A 23190-nucleotide genomic window follows, 5' to 3' on the forward strand; every position below is an offset into this window, starting at 1 on the left:
ATATGGATATAAATAAAGTGACAGCGGTGTATTTCGTAGGTGCCGGGGGCATTGGAATGAGTGCCTTGATCCGTTATTTCCTCTCTAAGGGAAAACGAGTGGGCGGATACGATAAGACCCCTTCCGATTTAACCGAGGAGTTGAAAAAGGAGGGAGCCGATATTCACTATGAGGATAATGTAGCTTTGATCGGGGAGGCGTTCAAGTCGCCCGATGATACGCTGGTGGTTTATACGCCGGCGGTACCGGAGTCGCATACGGAGTTGACCTATTTCCGTGCGCAGGGTTTTGAGGTGATGAAGCGGGCACGTGTCTTGGGAGAGATCACGAAAAGTAGCCGGGGTTTATGCGTGGCGGGAACGCATGGTAAGACAACAACCTCTTCTATGCTGGCTCATTTGCTGAAACAATCGCCGGTGGATTGCAATGCTTTCCTCGGTGGAATCCTAAAGAACTACGAGAGCAATCTGATGTTGTCTGATACGAGCGACTTTACCGTGATCGAGGCGGATGAGTTCGATCGTTCTTTTCATTGGCTTACTCCTTATATGGCAGTGATTACTTCCGCAGATCCAGATCATCTGGATATTTACGGTACGGCGGAGGCTTACCGGGAGAGTTTCGAGAAATTTACCTCCTTAATTCGTCCCAATGGTTGTCTACTGATCAAGAAAGGAATCAACGTAACGCCCCGTTTACAGGAGGGTGTCAAGAAATATACCTATTCCGTTACGGAAATAGCGGACTTTTACGCTGAAAATATTCGTATTTGCGACGGAAATATTATCTTTGACTTCGTTGGTCCGGAAATCCGTATTCCAGATGTGGAATTAGGTGTTCCCGTAAAGGTTAATATAGAGAACGGGGTAGCGGCTATGGCGATCGCTTGGTTGAACGGAGTGAAACCGGAGGATTTGAAAAAGGGTATGGCTACATTTGCCGGACCTCGCCGCCGTTTCGATTTCCATTTGAAGACTGATCAAGTGGTATTGATCGATGATTATGCCCATCATCCGGCCGAATTGCGACAGAGTATCTTGTCGGTGAAGGAATTATATGCGGGTCGTAAGGTGACAGGTATTTTCCAGCCGCATCTATATACCCGTACCCGGGATTTCGCTGGTGATTTCGCCGCAAGTCTCTCTTTATTGGATGAGTTGATCTTGCTGGATATCTATCCGGCTCGTGAGGAACCGATTCCGGGGGTGAGCTCTCAGATCATTTTTGATAAGGTGACGATCCCTTCCAAGACGCTGTGTAAGAAGGAAGAGCTTTTGGACGTGGTTGCCGCCGGAAAATATGAGGTAGTATTAATGGTAGGCGCCGGTAATATCGACCGTTTGGTGGAGCCTGTAAAAGAGATTTTATGTAAACAAATAAGGAAACCGTGATCCGAATAATTTCCATAGTAGTAGCCACGTTGTTGTTCTGTTACATCGTGTTTGTGTCGTTTTTCTTTCGGGAAATACGTCAGGACTCTATTTGCCAAGATCTGCAAGTCGTGGTGAAAGACAGTCTGGATAAACACTTCGTGAGCGAGAGCGACCTTGTGTCTATACTGAAGAAAGCCGGGCTAGATCCGATCAAGCGGCCAATGGCCGACGTGAATACGGATCGGATAGAGACGGAATTACTTAAGAATGAGATGATCGCCCAAGTGGAGGCGTATAAGACTCCTTCGGGGATTATCAAACTAGAGGTCATGCAAAAGATGCCTATCCTCCGGATTATGGGCGTAAGAGGTAGTTATTACGTGGATAATCTGGGAACCACCATGCCGATCAGTCGTCGGTATGCCGCACATGTGCCAATTGTGAGTGGATATGTGGAAAAAGAGCTTGCGGTGACCGACTTATACAAATTTGCATTATTTTTGCAAGAGAATGAGTTCTGGAATGACCAGATTGAACAAATCTATGTCTATCCGGATAATGATATAGAACTTATTCCAAGAGTGGGTAACCACCGGATCATGTTGGGTACTTTGGATGAATTCGAAGAAAAGCTTGCGAATTTAAAGCTTTTCTATGAACAAGCGATCCCTAAAGTGGGTTGGGAAAAGTACAGTATGATTAATTTAAAATATAAGAATCAGATTGTTTGTACTAAAAAATAGATGATATGGCATACACAGACTTTATAGCAGCTATTGACCTAGGTACCTCCCATATGGTAGGAATGGTGGGGACTAAGAATGCGACGGGCGCTCTTTCAATCATCGCCTACGAAGTTGAGAACTCCGGCACCTGCATACGAAGAGGATGTGTATATAATATTGATGAGACGGCGATGAGAATTAAACGTCTTGTCAATAAATTGGAAAATAAATTGAATGGGACAAAGATTGGAAAAGTCTATGTAGGCTTAGCCGGTCAGTCACTTTGTTCTATAGAGCACTCTGTTTCTAAATTGTTAGGTGTGAGTGGTGTCGTGACGGATGAATTGCTCGACTCTTTGCGGCAGGAATGTTGTAAGTACCAATCGGATGATATGAGGGATGTGCTGGTTGCGGTTTCTCCAGTTTATTTTTTGGATAATAAGCAAGTGGCCAATCCGGTGGGGCTTTCTTGTTCGAGAATTGAGGCTCGCTATCGTTTGATCGTAGGGCGTCCCTCATTGAAGAGAAATTTGATCTATAGTGTGGAACGAGCGAAACTGGAGATTGCAGGTCTCATTGTCTCTTCGCTGGCTTTGGCAGATAGTGTTTTGACCGATACGGACAAAGCTAAAGGCTGTGCCTTGATTGAATTTGGGGCAGGAGTCACGACGCTGGTCGTATATAAGGAGGGTAAGTTGCTTGGTTTGTCTGTGGTTCCGTTTGGAGGAAATGTGATAACAAAAGATATAGAATCCCTTGGCCTTTCAACGCAAGAGGCTGAACGGCTTAAACAGACATACGGAAGTGCTGTGACAGACCGGACGAATGATCATGTGCAGATTACTTCATCTATAGGATTTGGTGCCGCTGTTACTCAAAAAGAATTGAATAATGTGGTTGAAGCTCGTACCAAAGAGATCGTAGAGAATGTATTTGCCTGTTTGGAGCGGATGGTACAAACGGCTGGAATGTTGGGAGCAGGTGTGGTGATCGCTGGTGGAGGAGCTAACTTGCAACGTTTACCGGATTTGATTAAGGAGATATTTAAGTTGGAGGTACGTTATGCATCTGTTAGCCGGAACTCCGTGGAGAGTGGAGACTTGGTAACTAATGACTCCTTATTTGCGGTGGCCTTGAGTATTCTGATGAAGGGCGAGGTGAATTGTGCGGTCACTCCGGAGCCGGTCTTTGTTCCGGAACAGCCTGATCAGGTAGAAGAGAAATCAGAGACTTCTGTAGTTACTCCGGAACCAGAGGTTAAAGAGCCTCAAGCCAAGACTTCTATAGGAAAAGATACCCGTAAGGGAGGAACTAAGAGTCGGGAAGACAGTTTTTGGGACAAATTACGGAGGAAGAGGGAAAATTTGATGGGCGGACTCTTTGATGAAGAGAATATCTGATAGTTATTTATTAATCGAATAAAACCATGAAAATATGGATGATACGATATTAAATTTTAACTTGCCTGTGGATACACTGAATATTATAAAGTCGATAGGCGTTGGAGGCGGCGGCGGAAATGCGGTAACCAATATGTATAAGGAAGGTATTCATGATGTCTCTTTTGTTCTTTGTAACACTGATAATCAAGCTTTGCGCAAGTCGGATGTGCCTAATAAACTTTTGATTGGAGTGAATACCACGGGTGGATTGGGCGCAGGAAACCGCCCGGAAAGAGGAGAGTCGGCCGCATTGGAAAGCGAGGAGGATATACGTTCTATGTTGAATGATGGTACGAAAATGGCTTTTATTACAGCAGGAATGGGAGGTGGAACCGGAACGGGCGCAGCTCCTATTGTAGCCAAGATATCCCGGGATATGGGGATATTGACGGTTGGTATCGTGACCATTCCTTATGTGTTTGAAGGACGTTCAAAGTTGGTAAAAGCTTTAAAGGGGGTACGTCGGATGGCCGAGAACGTGGACTCTTTAGTGGTGGTGAATAATCAAGATCTCTTGGGACTGGAAGAGTTGTCTGTTCCGCAAGCCAACCGTAAGGCTGATGAGACATTGACGATTGCTGCACGTAGTATCGCCGAGATTATCACGACCGATTTAGAGCAGAACGTGGATTTTGCGGATGTGGATACTACGATGCGTAATAGCGGAGTCGCTTTGGTCAGTGTAGGATTGGGCGAGGGCGAAGGACGTTTGCACTTAGCTATAGAGCAGGCTTTACAAAATACGCTGGCCACTGATAAGGATAAGATTTATAATGCCCAGCGGGTTGCTTTCGTGATTTATTATAGCCATGAGAATGAGTTGAAGGTTAGCGAGATGGGGGATATCGATAATTTCATGGATAAGTTTAATACGGAATACGAGGTGAAGTGGGGGCATGGCTATGATGACACCTTGGGGGATAAGATTAAGATAACAATCGTGGCTACCGGATTTGGTTTGGAAGATGTCTTGTCTGATGAAGCTAAGGATTATGAAACCGAGGATGATATGATTAAGGCCGCTGAGCGTGTGGCGGCGTTGAAACAACAGAGAGCGGAAGAAGATAAGCTGATTGACCGATATTATAATTCATATAAGAGTGTAGCGAAATCTGTTATACTCAACCCTGAGGAGCTGGATGATGAGCTTTTGATCTCCTTGTTGGAAGATAATCCTACATACAATCGGGATCCTAAATGTCTTGATCGTTCTCATGGGAAAGGTTTTGATCGTGATGTGCGAAAGGTTTCCCAGCCTGTTATAAAATCGAGTGCCCAACCTCGTCAAGATGCTCCGCGAGATGAGAAAAAGAGAATTAGTTTCCGATAGTTAATAATATAATAAGGATATGGATTTATTTGAACAAGTCAGCGAAGACATTAAAAACGCGATGAAGGCGAAAGATAAAGTCGCCTTGGAGACATTGAGAAATGTAAAGAAATTTTTCTTGGAAGCGAAAACCGCTCCGGGAGCCAATGATACGCTGACGGATGCGGATGCCTTGAAGATCATGCAGAAGTTGGTGAAACAAGGGAAAGATTCCGCTACGATTTATGTGCAACAGGGCCGTCAAGACCTAGCGGATGTTGAGTTGGAGCAAGTAAAAGTGATTGAGAAATATTTGCCTCAACAAATGTCTGCCGAGGAATTGGAGAAAGAATTGAAAGCTATTATCGCTCAAGTCGGTGCCGCTGGCCCGAAAGATATGGGTAAGGTAATGGGGGTAGCCTCAAAAGCATTGGCAGGAAGAGCCGAAGGACGGATGATTTCCGAGACGGTTAAGCGTTTACTTAATTAATTGATTCATACGAATACCGTACTAAGGGCATTTTGACTATTACTCGTTAGAATGCCCTTGGTACGGTTTTCTCGTATATACCTTTTCCTTTGACAATTTAATTCTTTAGAAAACCATGATTACTTTTACATGTTGTCTGATAGTTCTTATTGTTGGATATTTTACGTATGGTAAATTTGTCGAGCGGGTGTTTGGTGTAGATCCCTCCCGGGTTACTCCGGCTTTTACGAAACAAGATGGTGTTGATTATATACCCTTGCCTACTTGGAAGATTTTCATGATCCAGTTTTTGAATATAGCGGGTCTGGGACCTATTTTCGGTGCTATTATGGGTGCTAAGTTCGGAACCGCTTCTTTCTTATGGATTGTGTTGGGAAGTATATTTGCAGGGGCCACACATGATGCCTTAGCGGGAATGCTCTCGCTGAGGCATCATGGTGAAAGCTTACCGGAATTGATCGGACGGTATCTGGGAAATAACTTTAAGCAATTTATGCGGGGGTTCACGGTTCTCTTGATGGTTTTGGTTGGTGCTGTTTTCGTAGCTGGACCAGCAGGACTGTTGGCTACGTTGACCCCAGGATATTTGGATGTCACATTTTGGATCATCGTTGTATTCCTTTATTATATATTGGCAACTTTATTGCCTGTAGATAAGATTATAGGAAAAGTCTATCCTTTGTTTGCGATCGCTTTATTATTTATGGCCGTAGGCATCTTGGCCATGTTATTTATTTATCAGCCGCCATTGCCGGAGATCACGGATGGGCTTAGTAATACGCATCCGGATGGCTTGCCTATTTTCCCGATCATGTTCGTGAGTATAGCTTGTGGTGCTATCTCCGGTTTTCATGCTACCCAAAGTCCTTTGATGGCCCGTTGCATGAAGAGTGAGAAGTATGCCCGTCCTGTATTTTATGGGGCGATGATCACCGAAGGTATTGTTGCTTTGATTTGGGCCGCTGCAGCGACTTATTTCTTTCATAATAATGGTATGGAGGAGACGAATGCAGCTGTCGTAGTAGACAGTATCACGAAAGAATGGCTGGGAGCTGTAGGTGGGATATTGGCGATACTTGGGGTGATCGCTGCTCCTATCACGTCGGGTGATACGGCTTTCCGTTCGGCTCGTTTGATCGTGGCAGATTTCCTCCATTTGGAACAAAAGACAATCGCAAAGCGTTTGATGATTTGTATTCCGATGTTTATTGTCGCTATAGCTATCTTATTGTATAGCCAAAAGGATAAGGATGGTTTCGATATGATCTGGCGCTATTTCGCTTGGAGCAACCAGACTTTAGCGGTGTTTACCTTATGGGCGTTGACTGTATATTTGGTTCAGGCAAAAAAGCTGTATTGGATTACCTTAATCCCGGCCTTGTTTATGACAACGGTTTGCTCTACTTATATATTTGTGGCTCCAGAAGGGCTGGGACTTTCTGTCGGTATATCTCAATGTGCGGGTATTGCGGTCACGATTCTTGTTTTAGCCCTTTTCCTCATTTGGAAACGAAAGATTTCATTGTTATGATTTAGAAAAAGCATCGTTATGATAGAGAGAAGGCTGAACCTTATAATGATTCAGCCCTCCTCTTATTTGCGACAAAGTGAATTAAAGCACTTGTATGCCTTCCTCACGGGCTTGTTCCTCTCCGGAAGGAGTGATTAATTTATAACCTTTGCCGTGGATGTTGATGATTTCGATACCCGGATCGTCTTTCAATAGTTTACGTAGTTTCGTAATATAAACGTCCATGCTACGAGCGTTGAAATAGTTATCATCTACCCAGATTGTCTTTAAGGCGTAGTTACGCTCTAGGATCTCATTTGCGTGGGCGCATAGTAAACTTAATAATTCGCATTCCTTGGTAGTAAGTTTCGTAACCTTGTCGCCGATAGCCAACGTTTGTTTTTGGGTATCGAACAAGAAGTTTCCTAACTTGTAGAAAGGAATATCTTTCATCTTTTTACCTTTCACACGGCGAAGGATAGCCTCGATACGAAGCAATAGCTCTTCCATGCTAAACGGTTTTGTCAGATAGTCATCCGCACCGATCTTGAATCCTTCCAAGATGTCTTCCTTCATAGTCTTGGCTGTAAGGAAGATAATAGGGATATCAGGATTGATAGAGCGAATTTCTTGTGCCAAGGTGAAACCATCTTTCTTTGGCATCATGACATCCAATACGCAAAGATCGTATTTGCCCTTGGTAAAACCCTTGTATCCAGCTTCTCCGTCAGAGAATAGGTCCGTTACATACCCTTTAGCTTGTAAGTATTCTCTTAAAAGCATTCCTAAATTCTCATCGTCTTCACAAAAGAAGATCTTTAGTTTTTCTTCCATAACTAACTTTTTATAAGAGGTAAAGTAATAATAAATTTTGTTCCAATGTTTCCGGTACCACCTTCAGCACGGATCGTACCTTTGTGGTCCTCAATAATTTTGCGTACGTAAGCAAGTCCGAGACCGAAGCCTTTCACGTCATGTACGTTGCCTGTTGGTACACGGAAGAAACGGTCGAATACCTTTTTTAAATATTCTTTCTTGATACCGATACCATTATCTTCCACAGAGATCAAAAGCTTTCCGTTTTCATTCCAAGTGCGTGCCATCAATGTAAGCGGAACTTCCGGACGGCGATATTTAACCGCATTATCCATCAAGTTGAACAATACATTGGTGATATGCATTTCATCCACATATATATCCGATTCCGTAGCTTGCAGGTCTATATCCATTGTACCGCCGTACTTCTCGACCTTTAAAACGAAGGTGTTAGCCACGTTCGCTACCAAATCATTCGCATCAATTTCTTTCAATTTAAGTGCCGCTTTCTGTCGTTCGAACAAAGACATCTGTAGCACTTTCTCGACCAAGAAGCTCAATCGCTTCGTCTCGTCGTTGATTACGCCGGATATATGCTTGAATACGTCCGGACTCTTCGTTATATCCGAATCCTTCAACATCTGAGCAGCGAGCGAGATCGTGGATACCGGTGTCTTCAACTCGTGCGTCATGTTGTTGATAAAGTCGTTTTTCATCTCGGATAACTTCTTCTGACGGAATACGATGTAAATCGTGAAGACGAAGGTTATCAACAGGATCAATGAGAATATAACCGATGGAACGATGAAAGTAATAGAGCTTGAGATATAATCCCCTTTCGTCGGAAAATAAACTCTCAGGTAGTTTAGTTTCGATGGGGGATCGTTCGGGAAAAGCACTTGGGTGATCACGTCAGAGGCGATCGGTTGCTTTTGGAATTCTCCGCTCTGGTATACTACATTTCCATCTTTGTTAATAACAGAAAACACAAACGGCAAGTTCAAACCGTTGTTAATAAATTCTGTTTTTAAGTAATTGTTTAGCTTTTTAAAATCTATACGTTCCTCGATCGGCTTTAGATTCGCGGTGTATAAGATGTTGTAAATCACCTCCTCTATCAGTCCACCTTGGTACTGGTAACGTCTTTTTAGTGTCTTCTGTAAATCTTTAGATGTGTTTACGATGCTGTTGGCAGACTGCCGTTTTGACAAGGAAGAGAGCGGCTCGAACTTATGGGCGCTAAAACTTTGCATCTCTATTTGTTGAACGGTTCCATTAGAATCCTTGATCTGTAATTGGTATTTCTCATGGTTGATCACTTGTCCTAGGCTTTGGGCATCCGGGGCATTTTGATACATGAAATTTGTCTCATCCCGGTTGATATCATCCTCGAGGTATTTACGGGTCTCATCCAATTCCAGATTCTTAGATACTTGGCGCAGGCTTCTTTTGACAGTCTCATTGAACTGTTCGCTGCGTGTCTTAAGTATAATGCTCACATAGTTTACCTGTAGGTATAATAACCCGGCGAAGGCAAAAGCCATAACTACCGCAAGCAACCAAATTGTCGACTTCCTCATATCAATATCTTTCTCTTAATATTGCAACAAATAACGTATGTTTTAGTTTAATATTTACACAAAAAAGGTAAAAATAATCCGTTTAAAATGTTAATAATACTTTGTGGGCATAGAGGATGTATGCTAGCTAAGCATTGAAACTCCGCTGTTAATGTGCTAGTTAGCGTTATTTTATCCTAAGTTTTTTATATATTATCCTAAGTAAAAACAAGTCCGGTGCGTTCTTTGTTGCGCCCGGACTTTATAAAGTCTCCACTTAGGGGATTAAAATCGATGTCCCGGAGGAGGACCCATCGGACCTCTTCCCCGTCCGCTTCTACCCGGCGTTTTCACGTCGCTGGCACTGGCTCCGCCTTTGAAGATGCTAAACCGATAGATGAAGTGTACCATGAAATAACTGCCTAGCGTGTTATATTCTGAGTCTTGTATATAGCTAGCGGTAACGGAACGGGAGATATTGCTTCGTTGTTGCAGGATGTCGTAGATCTTGAAACGGAGCGTCCCTTGGTTATTCTTTAAGAAAGACTTGGAGGCTGAAGCGTTCCATAGGACTTCGTTCTGTTTGAATCCGTCCCCGTAGCCAGCGTTGGTAGACCAGTTCACGTCACTCTCTATCTTGAAATTGAGGGGCAAATAGATTGTCGTATAACCGCCGGCTCCGTAATTGAAGGTGTTCTGGTTATTCTCCTTTTGCAGGGAGTTGCTGGTGGCATTGTAACGAATATTCCCGTTTACGCCCAGATCCAGATAAGAGGAGCGGAAGTCGATACCACCACGTTCGGACAATATGAGATTCCGGTTCGTATTCTTCTCCTCGTTGATATATCCGTTGCTATTAGCGAACGAGGCCATTGTCATGGAGTTGATGGAGAATTTCTTATTCTTCAAGGGGGTGTTCAACATCATACGGACGTTGCCACTATAGTTGCCATTTACGTTTTTGTAAGTGGTGGTCTTTACACCTGTCTCTTGGTTATAAGAGGTATAACTTACGATATCGTTGATGATATAACTACCGTTTGCCATGATCATGAAGGCCCGTTGTTTCTCCGGCGTGAACTGTTGGAAACGAATAAATACGTTGTTCGTATAGCGGGGATTCAAATCTGGGTTACCGATCGTGATATTCGTCGGGTCCGAGATATCCGCTACCGGTTGTAATTGAGTCATGCTCGGTTGGCTGGTACGGCCATTATACATGATACGAAGATTCGTACGCTTATCGAACATATAGTTGAATTGAGCCATCGGGGAGAGGTTGACCACCTTACGGGTTATCTTGGATAAGGTCGTGTCGCCAACGAAATTCTCACTGCTGGAATAGGATGGGTCCAGATTCAAGCCGATCGTGTAGTTGAACTTTGCCCGTTGAGACTTGAAGCTCAAGCTGGCCCGCTGGCTGATAAAGTTATTGCGATAGCTTTGGCTATAGGCGGAATCTAATACATTATATATACCATCAGCGTCTTGGTTGTAAACATTCTTCAAGGCTTCTTGTTTCCGTTGGCTGATGCTATAAGTGGCTTGGATGAAATTATTATGCCCGATCGGTTCTACCCACGATACGTAGGCCCGGTAATTGAAACCTTTGTTGTCGTAACGTGAGCGCTGGTCGATAATGCTATTCTTCAAGGCATCAGTCTGGTTGAAATAAACGATGTCGGAACGGTTCATGCCGTCACTGTACGAATCGCTATTGCCTCCGGAAAGGGTTGCGCTGAACACGCGTCCTTTGTTATTCAACTTACGGCTGAAATCGATGCTGGCATTTAGGTTGTACCCGTTACTTTCCGAGTAATTGCTGGATTTGTTGGTATTGACCGTATCCCGTTCGTTATCCAAGGTGGTAGCATCACTGAAATTGTCGTTCATGCTGTGGCTGAAGCTGAAACTCGGGCGGAAGATAAGTTGAGTCATCGTATCCGGTTTCCATTCCAAGCGAAAGTCTACGCCAAAGTTATCGCTCTTCGTACGGCTCATCGCCTCGCTATTATCATAGGAGGAACTATCTCCGGGAAGGATATTCTGCCGATTACTCTTGCTGCGAGCGTCATTGTCGGAATGGGAATAACGAGTATTTCCCCCAAGAGTTAGTTTATCCGGCTTGAATTCCTTACTGAAGTTCAAACCGGCGTTTCCGGAAGAGGTGATACCGCTACCCGCTCCGAAACCTCCTCGTCGGCCTCCACCGCCTCCCATACCGGAGAACATTGTTGAGGCTAGATCGGAAAAGCCCATATTATTCGTGTTATTCGCTCCCCCCATGAACGTGATCTGGTCATTATTCACGAAACGATTGACCATGGCGTTGCCTTCATACCGATCTTTACTTCCGTATCCGCCATATGCGTTGCCAAACCAACCTTGCTTCATGCCGGGTTTCACGGTTAGGTTGATGACGGTCTCTTCCTCTCCATCGTCGAAGCCGGTCATTTGGGCCATATCGCTTTTCTTATCAAGTACCTGTAATTTATCGATCATCTTGGCCGGAAGATTCTTGGAGGCCACTTTCGGGTCATCGGAGAAGAACTCCTTTCCGTCCACCATTACCTTTTTCACCTCTTTTCCATTGACGGTGATCTTGCCTTCGCCATCTACCTCCACACCGGGCATCTTTTTCAATAAATCCTCCAAAACGGAGCCTTCGGTTACTTTATAAGAATCCGCGTTGTATTCCACAGTGTCGTTGCGAACGGTAACCTCGGGTGCCTTACCTATAACTACGGCTTCTCCCAACTCGATCGCTCCGTCGCTTAATTCGAGTTTACCTACGTTTACGGGATTTTTCTTTCCGGTGATTTGCAAGGGTTGGTACAATGGATCGTATCCGATGAATGTGATGTGTAGTAAATAACTTCCTTTCTTTACGTTTTTCAAGGTAAAACTACCATTACGGGCGCTCACCACACCTCGTACCATGGCACTGTCTTTTACGTTCAGCAATCGTACCGTTGCTTGCTCGATGGGGGTATCACTACCTTGCTCAACGACAGATCCGGTAACATTAACACCGCTTTGCTGTGCGAAAGCCATCGGTGAAAAAAGGATCATCAACAACATCAAAAGGCACTTTCCCGATTTCATAACTATATGGATTACATTGTTTACAATTATGAAAAGATAGACAAGGTTCACTCAAAATAGTTTAATATAACTTTTATGGATTTGATATTATTAACAATCGTGCAGGCCTTTGGATTTATGGAGAGTATTCTTAGAACAAGAACATTATAAAAGGTAAATAGTCCTTCAACTTAACCCGCAATATTTTCAAGGATTGTGTAATCCGGTATTCCACGGTTTTTATAGAAACCCCCAAGGCCTCTGCGATTTGGGGATTAGATTGCTCTCCGAATCGGCTAAGTTTAAATGTCTCCCGGTAATTCTCAGGCAATTCTTCGATCGCTTTCGTGATATTCTCTGTAAGCTCGTTTACGAAATAGGTATCAGGATTCTCAAATTGATCTTTAATCTTATCATAAATCAGGCTATGTACTCGCTCATGATACAATTGCCTTTTGATCGCATTGAGGCAACGATGCTTAACAGCCATAAAAAGATAGGATTTTAGGGATATCTCTACAAATAAGGAATTTCGGTTTTCCCATATAAATAACATTAGCTCCTGAATAAGTTCTTCGGCATCCTCATCAGAAACATATTGGGAAGCATATTCGCATAGCGGCGAATAAAATTTGATAAACATCTGTTTAAAAGCGTCTTTACTTCCTAATTGTATTTGTTCAATTAAAGTAGAATCATCCATAGCACCTTCTTCATCCTTTCTTTTCTGTAAGCAAAGATATATTTTATCTTGGATATTCAAGATTAAAATTAGGGTAACCGCATCGAAATATCACTTTTAGGACATCCTTATCGCAAGATATACTTACTTTACCGATGAAGTACTACTTACTTTACTGATAAAGTATATATCCTATGGGAAAGTAAGTAGTAAAAGTCTAACGGTCTTCCGTAAAAAAAATTGATGCGGTTACCTTGGACTAAAAATGAGAAAGTTGAAAAAAATTGCTTTTTAGTTAAGGGTGTGTTCTTTCAGGATTGTCTTAGTTATAGAAACAGATAAGAATGAAAACTGAAAATAGACATATTAATTTCCAAGAGCCGGAAGGTATGATGCTTTTACGGTATATAAAGGACACAGCTTCCAATGAGGAAAAATCTTATATTGAAGCTTGGCTGGAAGCGGATGAAAATAATAAGAGGATCTTATTACAGACCGCCCGTATATATTATGCGAACAATGCGATGGAACGGATCGCTAGCCGAAATCCATTGATTGCCTACGAAAAGCTGGAACAACGATTAGCAAAACGGACCCGTTTATATTGGCTGAAGAGGTTCTCTGTCGCTGCGGCTTGTATAATTGCTATCATTGGACTATCAAGCTTAATCTCATATATAAGGGTAGGTTTGAGTGCCGGTGCTCCTCAGCATATAACGCTTGAAGCCAATGCGGGGATACGTACTCATTTTAATTTACCAGATGGCACAGTCGTGTATTTAAATTCAGGAAGTAGCCTGTCCTATCCAATGCCATACGATTCCAAAGAGAGGAAAGTATGTTTATCGGGAGAAGCTTATTTTAAAGTTACTCATAACGAAAAACAGCCTTTTATTGTTAGTGCTTTCGGTGATCGATATAACGTGAGGGTATTGGGGACGGAATTTAATATGCAAGCATATGAAAGTGAAGGTCAGATATCGACAACTTTAGTAAAAGGTTCAGTGAATGTAGAAGTGAAAAACAAGATAGGGAAGATTTATAAATGGAAATTAAAACCTTCAGAGAAGGCTGTTTGTGATATAAATGAAGGAAAGATCTCAATAACGAAAGTAAATACGATTTATGAGACAGCTTGGATGGAAGGGAAACTTATGTTTAAGAATATGCCTCTACCTCAAGTACTAAAGAGATTATCTTATTTTTATAATGTCAAATTTGAAATACAAGATCCAGTGATTAATAGCTATTACTTTAATGGAACATTTGAGAATAAACAATTATCTCAAGTTTTGGATTATTTGAAGATTTCTTCACGGATAGACTATGAGATCAAACAAGCTATGACGGATGACAGCCAAGGTTCCCAAAGTACAATGGTTATATTGAGAAAGAAAAAAGGAAATGAGTGAAATTAAAATAGAAGTTTAACCTTAAATGTATTGCTTATGAGAGAATAGAACCTTCAGACTCTATTAAAAAACATACGGAGAGATGCTACCAGCATCTTTCCGTATGAAATCATCAATAGTAAGTCTTTAAACAGTACTAAAGAATTTATTTTTTTAATCTTAAATCAGTTACAAAAGTATGGTAAAAAATTATTATTACCAACAGGGAAGGCATATTCCTACCCTAGGGTTGGTTCCCAAAGTCGCAAGAACCATGAAGTTAACCTGTTTGTTGCTTTGTTTATCTATTGGATTTGTATTTGCCAATCAGTCACAAGCCCAAAGAAATGTATTATCTCTAGATCTATCAGAGACTACTGTTTCTGATGTTTTGGAAACTTTGGAGAAGCAAACCGATTTTCATTTCTTTTATAATAGTAAACTAGTTGATGTCAATCGTAGGATATCGGTGAATGTTAAAGGACAAGATCTTTTTTCTGTCCTAAATCAAATCTTTAAAGATACAAATATTCTTTACAAGGTGGTCGATAAAGACGTTATACTTACAGTTGCGGACTCCAAGAGTACAGCTCAAGATGGTCGTAAGGTGACAGGTAAAGTAACGGATAGCAGAGGTGAAGCTATAATCGGTGTGAACGTTATTGAAAAGGGAACTACAAATGGGACGATTACAGATATTGGCGGAAACTATAGTATTGATGTTCCTTCTGGAGCTATATTGGTGTTTTCATATATCGGGTATGTTTCTAAAGATGTATTAGTAGGGAATAATTCTGTTGTGAACGCTACGTTGTCTGAGGATATGCAATCGTTGGATGAAGTGGTTGTCGTGAGCTATGGTACACAAAAGAAGAGAGACTTGACTGGATCTGTTTCTAAGGTCAATGCGGACGAATTATCAAGTATACCGGTAGGGCAGCTCGGGCAAAAATTGCAAGGGCAAGTTGCAGGTGTGCAGATCAATCAAGTTTCAGGAATGCCGGGTCAAGGTATGGCATTCCGTATTCGTGGAGCTGCCTCTATAAATGGAGGTAATGAACCATTGTTTGTGGTGGATGGACTACCGATATCAACCGGGTTAAATAATATCAATCCGGATGAAATAGAATCTTTCTCTATATTGAAAGATGCTGCGGCAACTTCTCTGTATGGTTCGAGAGCCGCAAATGGAGTTGTCTTGATTACCACGAAACGAGGAAAACAAGGTCGGACGGAAGTGAGCTTAAATGCTTCGTATGGAATACAATCGATCCGGGGATTAAAAGAGCCAGATGTAATGAACGCACGTGAATTTGCTCAATTCCAAAAAGAATTTTATGAGGACAAGGCTAAATATGAAGGCTATACGGAAGGTGTCCCAGAGGCTTATCAACATCCAGAGCAATATGGGGAAGGTACGAACTGGTATAAAGAATTAACTCATTCGGCTCCTGTTCAAAATTATAGCTTAAGTATTTCGGCAAGTAAGGATAAATTCAATTCTGCGATTGTCTTAGGTTACTTCCGTCAAGATGGTGTTTTGTATAATACTAATTTTGAGCGTTTCTCTCTTCGTGCGAATAATGATTATCAAGTGAATGATCGTTTGAAATTAGGCTTGAATATAGCTCCGACATTACAATTGGCAAAAAATCAAACGATTGACGGACAACGTAATTTGCTGAGTGCCGCTACATTAGCTTCTCCATTGTTAAGTCCTTATGATGCAAATGGAGATTATGTTTTGGCTTTGAATGCGCCTAATATGTTTCCACAGCCAAACTGGCGACGGGTATTAGATGAAAAGATTGATCAGAGGAAAACGATAACGGTTTTGAGCAATATGTTTGCGGAGCTGGATATTTGGAATGGCATCAAGTATAAATTTCAAGCTGGAGTAGATATTGGATCGAATAATTTACGTGACTTTACTCCATCCACTGCAGGAGGTGCTTTTAATATTGCACCCCCTCAGAAGGCAACAGCTAATTTTAATACGGGCTTCTATTATAACTGGACGGTTGAAAACATGTTGATGTATAATAAGACAATTAAAGATCATAGTATAGATGCTTTGATTGGCTATACTGCACAAAAATATACGTGGGAAGGTTCAGATTTGTCAGGAACAGATTTTCCAGATGATGATATCTCTTGGATTGATGCTGCGGCTACTAAAAATGGAACTAGTACGATGCAACAATGGGCGATGGCTTCTTTCATTGGAAGGGCTAACTATAGCTTTAAGGATAGATATTTGTTGCAAGTAACTTTCCGTCGTGATGGTTGTTCTCGTTTTGGCTCAGGAAATAAATATGCGAATTTTCCTTCAGTCTCTGCAGGATGGATTGCCTCTGACGAGGCATTTATGCAGCCGATGTCTCAAATATTGAATTATTTGAAGGTCCGTGCGAGCTATGGTTTGACTGGTAATTATAATATTGACAATTATAATTATCTAGCTCGGGTTGCTAAGGCAAATTATGTTTTAGGGGGAGCTTTAGCACCGGGTAAAGCTTTGGAAAGCCTGAGGAATAATGAATTAACTTGGGAAGAGACAAAACAGCTGGATTTGGGTATTGATCTTGGTTTCTTGAATGATCGTATTTTTGTGATGTATGATTATTATTTGAAACGGACGGACGGAATGTTGTATCAAACGGATATTCCTGCAGCTACAGGTTTTTGGGATATACAATCCAATATGGGGGATTTCAAGATATGGGGGCATGAGATAACCATTACATCTCGTAATCTTGTAAATGAATTTAAATGGACTACTAATCTTAATGTTTCTTTCAACAGAAATAAAATCTTAAAATTAGGTACGGAAAATGCTCCGATTGGAGGATATGAGACTTATGGTGATTTTAATCGATTAGAAGTTGGACAACCGATTGGTGCTTTGTTCGGGTATATTTATGATGGAGTATACATGACGGAACAAGAATTAAATTCCCAACCTAAACATGCTACATCAGAGATTGGAACCGCTCGGATGGTGGACGTAAATAATGATAAAAGAATTGACGCTGATGACAGGACGATTATAGGAAATCCTACTCCTGATGCTATTTTTGGTATGACTAATGAATTCCAATATAAGAATTTTGATTTGAGTATATTACTTCAAGGTCAGATTGGTGGAGATATAATGAATGCCAATTATGAGAATACGGAAAATCTAGATGGTGTGTTCAATGTCCGTAAATATGTACAAGACAGATGGCGTTCACCGGAGAATCCGGGCAATGGTATTGTTCCGCGTACAAAATCAGGGACTACAGAGTTATTCCGTTTGGGGCATAGTGGACAAGTGTATGACGCTTCATATTTGGCGATCAAAAATGTTACTTTGGGGTATACGATTCCATTTACTCCTAATCATTATATATCAAAACTTCGTGTGTATTTGACTGCCCAACAACTTGCCGTTTTTACGAAATATCCGGGTCTTAGCCCAGAAGTTAGTCAAAATGGAATGGATTGGAGAGGATTAGGCGTAGATCGTACGGCTTATCCAGTTCCTAGAACATTTAGTATTGGGTGTAATATAACTTTCTAAGAATCTGTATAAAATAAATGAATTATGAAGAAGTTAATAAGTATATGTATAACTACTTTGTTTTTAAGCTCTTGTTCTGGTGATTTTTTAGATTTGGCACCTCAGCATACAGGAAGTGAATCTACTTTTTTTAAGACGGAAGAGCATTTTACGCAAGCCATTAATGGAGCATATCAAAGATTACGTGATGTTCATGGCGTTTATGGGACATTAATGTCCGAAATGCGTGCCGATAATACTCATTATATCCGCTTTGAGGCGGATAGGGCACAACGTCAATATGAGGAAGTGGCAGATTTTACAAATGATGAGCAGAATATTGTAACTGATGATATGTATTATAACTGTTTTTCTGGCATTTCTAGGGTAAACTCTATATTGGATCGTATCGAGGGAATGGAATTTTCAGAAGAATTTAAAAATCATATAATAGGGCAAGCGAAGTTTTTGAGAGGGTATTACTATTTTCAATTAGTTCAGTATTTTGGAGGAGTTCCTTTATATTTACATGAGGTAATCGGTGTTAATGATGCGTTTTTGGCTCGTTCTTCTGAGGAGGAGGTTTACAAGATAATTTTGAGTGATGTAAATGATGCCGTTGCTAAACTTCCTGTTGTTAGTTTTCCACAAAATGGTTCTGCTACACAAGGTTCTGCACGTATGCTATTGGCCTATGTCTTGATGACAATGCCCTCTCGGGATTATGTTGGAGCAGAAGCTCAATTAAGGGAAATACTGAAGATGGGATATGAATTACAAACAAATTATGCGTCAGTCTTTGAACCCTCGAATAAGAATAGCAAAGAATCTATTTTTGAAGTCCAGTTTCAACAGGGGGATCAAGGACAGGAAAGCAACTGGTTGTATTATTTTATACCGAGAACAAGTGAGGCTGAGATTATAACAGGCGTTCCCGCAAGTAATACACTTAGCGATGCTGGCTGGAATATACCCACACAGGAGATGGTCGATTCTTATGAAGAGGGGGACTTGCGTGTAGATCCTTCGGTTTCTGTAATAGCAGGACATAATGATGAGTATGGACGTTTTGTATATGATAAAGTTTTTAATGTAGGGGATCTTGGAATTAAGGACTATCCTATATCTTATTATTTTATCAACAAATATCATCATGCTCATTCAAAAGTGAAAAATACGGATGATAATTGGCCTGTTTATCGGTATTCGGATGCTCTTCTTTTACTTGCGGAATGTTTGGTAGAACAAGGTAAGGCGGGAGAAGCTGTAACATTCGTAAATCAAGTTCGCCAACGAGCAGGATTAAAGGCTTTGTCTATGGTAAATGCTGATATTGTCGCGAAAGAGCGTCGGCATGAATTAGCTTTTGAAGGTCATAGATGGCAGGATTTACTCCGTACAGGAAAGGCTATAGAAGTAATGTCTGAATATGGAAAACGTATGAAGTCTTTATATCCGTATTTAACAGAAAGAACTTATCAGGTAACAAAAGAAAAATTAGTGTTCCCGATACCTTATCGTGAACTTCAAATTAATTCTTTGCTTGAGCAAAACACGGGATATTGATTAGTAAAAAATGAATTTGTTCCGGAGGCGCTTTGTTCTCCGGAACGAATAGAAATACTATCTTTACCATTATTTGTTAACTGAAAGGTCTCTAGGGGCTACTAATTATTTAAAGTTTATGAAACAACGACTTTTCTTACTGTTCTGTTTACCATTTCTTATGCCTTCCATAAATTTTGCACAATCTCAAAAGTATAAGGGATATCCAAGACGGGGAGGAGATATTGATGTCTTATCCGGCTTTCAGAATCCCCCTAAAGGATATGGGAATGTTCCTTTCTATTGGTGGAATGGAGACCGTTTGGATAAAGAGCGGTTAAAAGAACAATTGGATATCCTTTCTTCTTCTGCGACAGACGGTTTTGCGGTTAGTTATATACATACAGATCCGAAAGTGGATACCTTGTTCAATAAAGACGGGTATGGCCTATATGGACGGACTGAGCCCGGTGAACCTGCTGTATTTTCAGATGAGTGGTGGAATATCTGGAAATGGTTTTCGGGAGAATGCGCTCAACGTGGATTAGGGATTGGACTAGATGATTATACAGTTGGCTGGATTGGAAACGGCTATTATCCGGATGAATTGGATACTATGGATATCTTTAAAGGATATAAAGGAGAGTTGGAGATAAATGCAATTCCTGTAAAAAAGGATGAGGTTTTCCAATATGATGTTCCGGCGGATTTAGTGGCTGTTGTCGCTTGGCCCGGTAAGATTAATCTCGAAACTAGCATTAAGAATGGGCAGATTATTTGGAAATCTCCTATAAGAGAGGATGTGAATGTCTATGTTATTAAGGCAAAGAATAAATATGTCCTTCATCCGGATTATGGGAAGACTTTGGTTGATGTCTATTTTAATCGTTTTGAAAATAAGATGGACTCTGTGGGAAAGGCTGGCATGAATTACTTTTTTCAGGATGAATTATCTTATCCAATCAGTATGATGTCTTGGTCTGATGATTTTCAGTCGGAGTTTCAAAAACGAAAAGGATATGACATAACCCCGTATTTACCCGCATTGAAAGAATATATAGGCCCGATTACTCCCAAGATTCGATTAGATTATGCGGAGGTTTTAATGGATTTGTCTGAAGAACGTTATTACCAACCGATTTATGAATGGCATGCTAAGAGAGGGCTAATATATGGTTGCGATAATTTAGGACGTGGACGAAATCCATTATCTTATGTTGATTATTTCCGTGCGATCAGTTGGTTTACTGCTCCGGGAAATGATGCTCCATCTATGGGTTCCAGCTTTTTGGAGACGAAAGTTTCGAGTTCTATAGCGCATTTATATAATCGTCCAAGAACTTGGCTAGAAGCTTTTCATAGTATGGGTTGGGGGAGCTCCGGTGCATGGTTGACTCAACAAATAGATCATCATTTTATGGCTGGTGGTAATTTAGTTTGTATGCATGGTTTGTATTATTCAACTCATGGTGGTTGGTGGGAATGGGCTCCGCCTTGTTTCCATTTTCGTATGCCTTATTGGCCTCATATGAAAACTTGGTTGAAATATACGGAAAGAATGAGTTATCTGTTGAGCCAAGGAGAGCATGTTTGTGATATAGCCCTCATGTATCCGACTGAATCCATGCAAGCATATCCAGATATGACAGCCGATACAACATTTAATTTGGCTATGAAGTTAAGTGCTGCTGGATTGGATTATGACTTTATTGATTTTCGTTCTTTAAGGCAAGCCTCTTTTGACAAAAGTTCGTTGCATATAATGAATGAGAAGTATAAAGTAATGGTTATAGCAGGAATGAAAGCGATGCATTTTTCTTCTTTGCAAAAACTTAGGGATTATTACAGGGCTGGTGGCATTATTCTGGCAACAGGGGAGTTACCCTCTGCTAGTAGTAGAGAAGGTGAACAAGATAAGGAGGTCGACGAAATAGTAAAAGAGATATTCGGTTTGACTGCGATGGAGGCTCGTTCAGGTAAAACGGGGCAAATGCAAAGGAATGTGGCAAATGGAATTGGGTGGTATATTTCAGATGGTTCGATTGAGAAATGTATCCCTCAATTGATTACACCAGATTTTATTCCTAATGAAAATGGAGGTAAAGTGTTGCATCGAAAAGTTGGTGATCGAGATATTTATATGGTAATGAATGTGGATAAGAACTCTGAGTGTTTTTTCCGTAATACAGGCAAAGTGGAATTATGGGATGCTCAAAATGGGACGATACACCCTTATCCTGTTCTTCGCCAGAATGAAAAAGGTACTTGGTTGAAATTGAAAAAAGAATATACCAATTCTTATTTAATTGTATTCTCACCGGGCACACCCATTCTAGAAAATATTTTGGAAAAGAAAGAATCCCTTGACTCTGAAATTTTGTTAGATGGAGAATGGACTGTCAATTTGCTGCCGACATTAAATAATAAATGGGGCGATTTTCGTCTACCCGCATCCAATGAATATATTGGAGCTGAAGCTCGTGTTTTTCGTTTTATGGCAGAGAACCAAGCTCCTAAGTCTTGGATGGAAAAAGATTTTAAGGATGAGGATTGGGAAGAAGGAATTTATGGATATGGACCTCAATATGAGACTTATTCGGATTCATTCCCCAATTGGAAAACCGTTTCGTTTTCTTGGCAGTATGGAGTATGGGATAATCCGGGTGCTCAAGGATATCATGGGCTGAAAGGTAAGATTAGTGATGGCTTCTTTATTTTGGATAGAGGAGGATTGCAAAGGTTTAGGACTTATGTGTATGTAAAGGAGAGTGGAACTTATCGGGTGGAGCAGATTGGGACATTAGCGGATGTTGTTTTAATAGACGGTGTATTTACCCATGAAAAAATAGAATTGACGCAGGGATGGCATTCTTTGCTCGTTGAGTATGCGAATACTTGTAAAATAGAATATAAATCTCAAACTGGAGCTTACCATGATGATCGTCCTCGAGGAGCCGTAGTTCTGTTACCAGAGAAAGTAGCAAAACCAATAAAACCATCTGCTTATTCGGATGAAATATCGATGTGTTGGGCTAAAACGGAACATTTGTTTTTTGATCCGTACCAAGGAAAGTATAATAGATGGAATTACCGCTTTCAATCAGTTCCGGGATTACAGGAAATGGATTTTGCGATTAGGGGTAAAGACTTGAAAGTGTGGGTTGATGGAAAGGCGCTTCCGGATTCTGCTATACATCTTCTGAATGAGATGAGTCTGGATGGTATTAACCGATACAAGGTGATTTTTCCGGAGAAAAGGCAAAGAATAGGAACTATCGCTTTTTCAATCGCAGCTCATATAGGTAATCAAGGGACAGCAGCATTGGCAGAACCTGTAAAATTGAAAACAGGAACAGGTCTGCTTTTGAGAGGAAATTGGGCAAAAACGGGAGCTCTACGTTGCTATTCTGGAGGTATGATTTATAAACAAAATGTTCGTTTACCAAAGAAATGCTCAGATAAAAAAGTTTTATTGGATTTAGGGGACGTGGTAGCTACTTGTGAGATAAAGGTTAATGGCCATTCTGCTGGGATTTTAATGAGTCCTCCATACAAAGTGGAGATAAGCCAATTCCTAAAGGAAAGTGCAAATGAAATTGAGGTGTTGGTTTATAGTACATTAGCTAATCATTATCAAACTCAGCCAACGCCCTATCGTGGAGACCCTAAAGCCGGACTTATAGGCCCGATATCTTTGTTGATTTTTAATTAATTAAAAAG

At 41.1% G+C, this 23190-nt stretch carries 14 protein-coding genes; 10 read left to right on the forward strand and 4 right to left on the reverse strand.

Features of this window, described 5'->3' with window-relative positions; all coding sequences use genetic code 11:
• Nucleotides 1–2 precede the first annotated feature (2 nt).
• The 6 genes from murC (at nucleotide 3) to E5342_RS05775 (ending at nucleotide 6870) form a co-directional block, all read left to right on the forward strand.
• Nucleotides 3–1391: a UDP-N-acetylmuramate--L-alanine ligase gene (gene murC / locus E5342_RS05750; RefSeq protein WP_135959007.1), complete on the forward strand. Its 1389-nt coding sequence runs from the start codon at nucleotides 3–5 to the stop codon at nucleotides 1389–1391.
• On the forward strand, nucleotides 1388–2116 hold the full coding sequence (locus E5342_RS05755; protein ID WP_005861378.1) for a cell division protein FtsQ/DivIB: 729 nt from the start codon (nucleotides 1388–1390) through the stop codon (nucleotides 2114–2116). The genes murC and E5342_RS05755 overlap by 4 nt, the downstream gene beginning before the upstream one ends.
• A gap of 5 nt (nucleotides 2117–2121) precedes the next feature.
• Nucleotides 2122–3498 carry a cell division protein FtsA gene (ftsA, locus tag E5342_RS05760; protein ID WP_121736696.1) on the forward strand — a complete coding sequence of 459 codons (1377 nt, stop codon included), beginning with the start codon at nucleotides 2122–2124 and terminating at the stop codon, nucleotides 3496–3498.
• Nucleotides 3499–3532: 34 nt separating this feature from the next.
• Nucleotides 3533–4870, forward strand: coding sequence for a cell division protein FtsZ (ftsZ, locus tag E5342_RS05765; protein ID WP_121736697.1), 1338 nt, complete (start codon nucleotides 3533–3535; stop codon nucleotides 4868–4870).
• A gap of 19 nt (nucleotides 4871–4889) precedes the next feature.
• A complete protein-coding gene (locus E5342_RS05770; RefSeq protein ID WP_005861384.1) occupies nucleotides 4890–5339 on the forward strand; it encodes a GatB/YqeY domain-containing protein in 450 nt (149 codons plus the stop codon).
• Between the two features lie 115 nt (nucleotides 5340–5454).
• A complete protein-coding gene (locus tag E5342_RS05775) occupies nucleotides 5455–6870 on the forward strand; it encodes a carbon starvation CstA family protein (RefSeq protein ID WP_135959008.1) in 1416 nt (471 codons plus the stop codon).
• Nucleotides 6871–6951: 81 nt separating this feature from the next.
• On the opposite strand, the gene E5342_RS05780 is transcribed toward E5342_RS05775, so the two are convergent.
• The 4 genes from E5342_RS05780 to E5342_RS05795 form a co-directional block, all read right to left on the reverse strand.
• Nucleotides 6952–7683, reverse strand: a complete 732-nt coding sequence (locus E5342_RS05780) for a response regulator transcription factor (protein WP_005861388.1) — start codon at nucleotides 7681–7683, stop codon at nucleotides 6952–6954.
• Nucleotides 7684–7685: 2 nt separating this feature from the next.
• Nucleotides 7686–9245 (reverse strand): sensor histidine kinase, encoded by a 1560-nt coding sequence (locus E5342_RS05785; RefSeq protein ID WP_135959009.1) that lies wholly within the window; start codon nucleotides 9243–9245, stop codon nucleotides 7686–7688.
• A 264-nt stretch (nucleotides 9246–9509) separates the two neighbouring features.
• A complete protein-coding gene (locus E5342_RS05790) occupies nucleotides 9510–12329 on the reverse strand; it encodes a TonB-dependent receptor (protein WP_135959010.1) in 2820 nt (939 codons plus the stop codon).
• A 130-nt stretch (nucleotides 12330–12459) separates the two neighbouring features.
• Nucleotides 12460–13011 carry an RNA polymerase sigma-70 factor gene (locus E5342_RS05795; protein WP_008773829.1) on the reverse strand — a complete coding sequence of 184 codons (552 nt, stop codon included), beginning with the start codon at nucleotides 13009–13011 and terminating at the stop codon, nucleotides 12460–12462.
• 323 nt (nucleotides 13012–13334) lie between these two features.
• Here E5342_RS05795 and E5342_RS05800 point away from each other — a divergent pair, with 323 nt between their 5' ends.
• The 4 genes from E5342_RS05800 to E5342_RS05815 all read left to right on the forward strand — a co-directional run bounded on the left by E5342_RS05800 (nucleotide 13335) and on the right by E5342_RS05815 (nucleotide 23182).
• Nucleotides 13335–14402 carry a FecR family protein gene (locus E5342_RS05800; RefSeq protein ID WP_135959011.1) on the forward strand — a complete coding sequence of 356 codons (1068 nt, stop codon included), beginning with the start codon at nucleotides 13335–13337 and terminating at the stop codon, nucleotides 14400–14402.
• A gap of 253 nt (nucleotides 14403–14655) precedes the next feature.
• The gene (locus tag E5342_RS05805; protein ID WP_210434960.1) at nucleotides 14656–17946 is read left to right on the forward strand and encodes a TonB-dependent receptor; all 3291 of its coding nucleotides are present in this window, start codon (nucleotides 14656–14658) and stop codon (nucleotides 17944–17946) included.
• 24 nt (nucleotides 17947–17970) lie between these two features.
• Nucleotides 17971–19491, forward strand: coding sequence for a RagB/SusD family nutrient uptake outer membrane protein (locus E5342_RS05810; RefSeq protein WP_008773826.1), 1521 nt, complete (start codon nucleotides 17971–17973; stop codon nucleotides 19489–19491).
• 118 nt (nucleotides 19492–19609) lie between these two features.
• Nucleotides 19610–23182 carry a glycosyl hydrolase gene (locus E5342_RS05815; protein WP_034532093.1) on the forward strand — a complete coding sequence of 1191 codons (3573 nt, stop codon included), beginning with the start codon at nucleotides 19610–19612 and terminating at the stop codon, nucleotides 23180–23182.
• The last annotated feature ends 8 nt before the right edge of the window (nucleotides 23183–23190 follow it).

Origin of the sequence: Parabacteroides distasonis (genome assembly GCF_004793765.1) — a bacterium.
Taxonomy (GTDB): domain Bacteria; phylum Bacteroidota; class Bacteroidia; order Bacteroidales; family Tannerellaceae; genus Parabacteroides; species Parabacteroides distasonis_A.

Coding starts and splice junctions, on each gene's coding strand:
- E5342_RS05785 (WP_135959009.1), bottom strand. CDS start 9,245: ATGAGGAAGTCGACAATTTGGTTGCTTGCGGTAGTTATGGCTTTTGCC.
- E5342_RS05790 (WP_135959010.1), bottom strand. CDS start 12,329: ATGAAATCGGGAAAGTGCCTTTTGATGTTGTTGATGATCCTTTTTTCA.
- E5342_RS05810 (WP_008773826.1), top strand. CDS start 17,971: ATGAAGAAGTTAATAAGTATATGTATAACTACTTTGTTTTTAAGCTCT.
- E5342_RS05795 (WP_008773829.1), bottom strand. CDS start 13,011: ATGGATGATTCTACTTTAATTGAACAAATACAATTAGGAAGTAAAGAC.
- murC (WP_135959007.1), top strand. CDS start 3: ATGGATATAAATAAAGTGACAGCGGTGTATTTCGTAGGTGCCGGGGGC.
- E5342_RS05805 (WP_210434960.1), top strand. CDS start 14,656: ATGAAGTTAACCTGTTTGTTGCTTTGTTTATCTATTGGATTTGTATTT.
- E5342_RS05780 (WP_005861388.1), bottom strand. CDS start 7,683: ATGGAAGAAAAACTAAAGATCTTCTTTTGTGAAGACGATGAGAATTTA.
- E5342_RS05775 (WP_135959008.1), top strand. CDS start 5,455: ATGATTACTTTTACATGTTGTCTGATAGTTCTTATTGTTGGATATTTT.
- E5342_RS05800 (WP_135959011.1), top strand. CDS start 13,335: ATGAAAACTGAAAATAGACATATTAATTTCCAAGAGCCGGAAGGTATG.
- ftsZ (WP_121736697.1), top strand. CDS start 3,533: ATGGATGATACGATATTAAATTTTAACTTGCCTGTGGATACACTGAAT.
- E5342_RS05815 (WP_034532093.1), top strand. CDS start 19,610: ATGAAACAACGACTTTTCTTACTGTTCTGTTTACCATTTCTTATGCCT.
- ftsA (WP_121736696.1), top strand. CDS start 2,122: ATGGCATACACAGACTTTATAGCAGCTATTGACCTAGGTACCTCCCAT.
- E5342_RS05770 (WP_005861384.1), top strand. CDS start 4,890: ATGGATTTATTTGAACAAGTCAGCGAAGACATTAAAAACGCGATGAAG.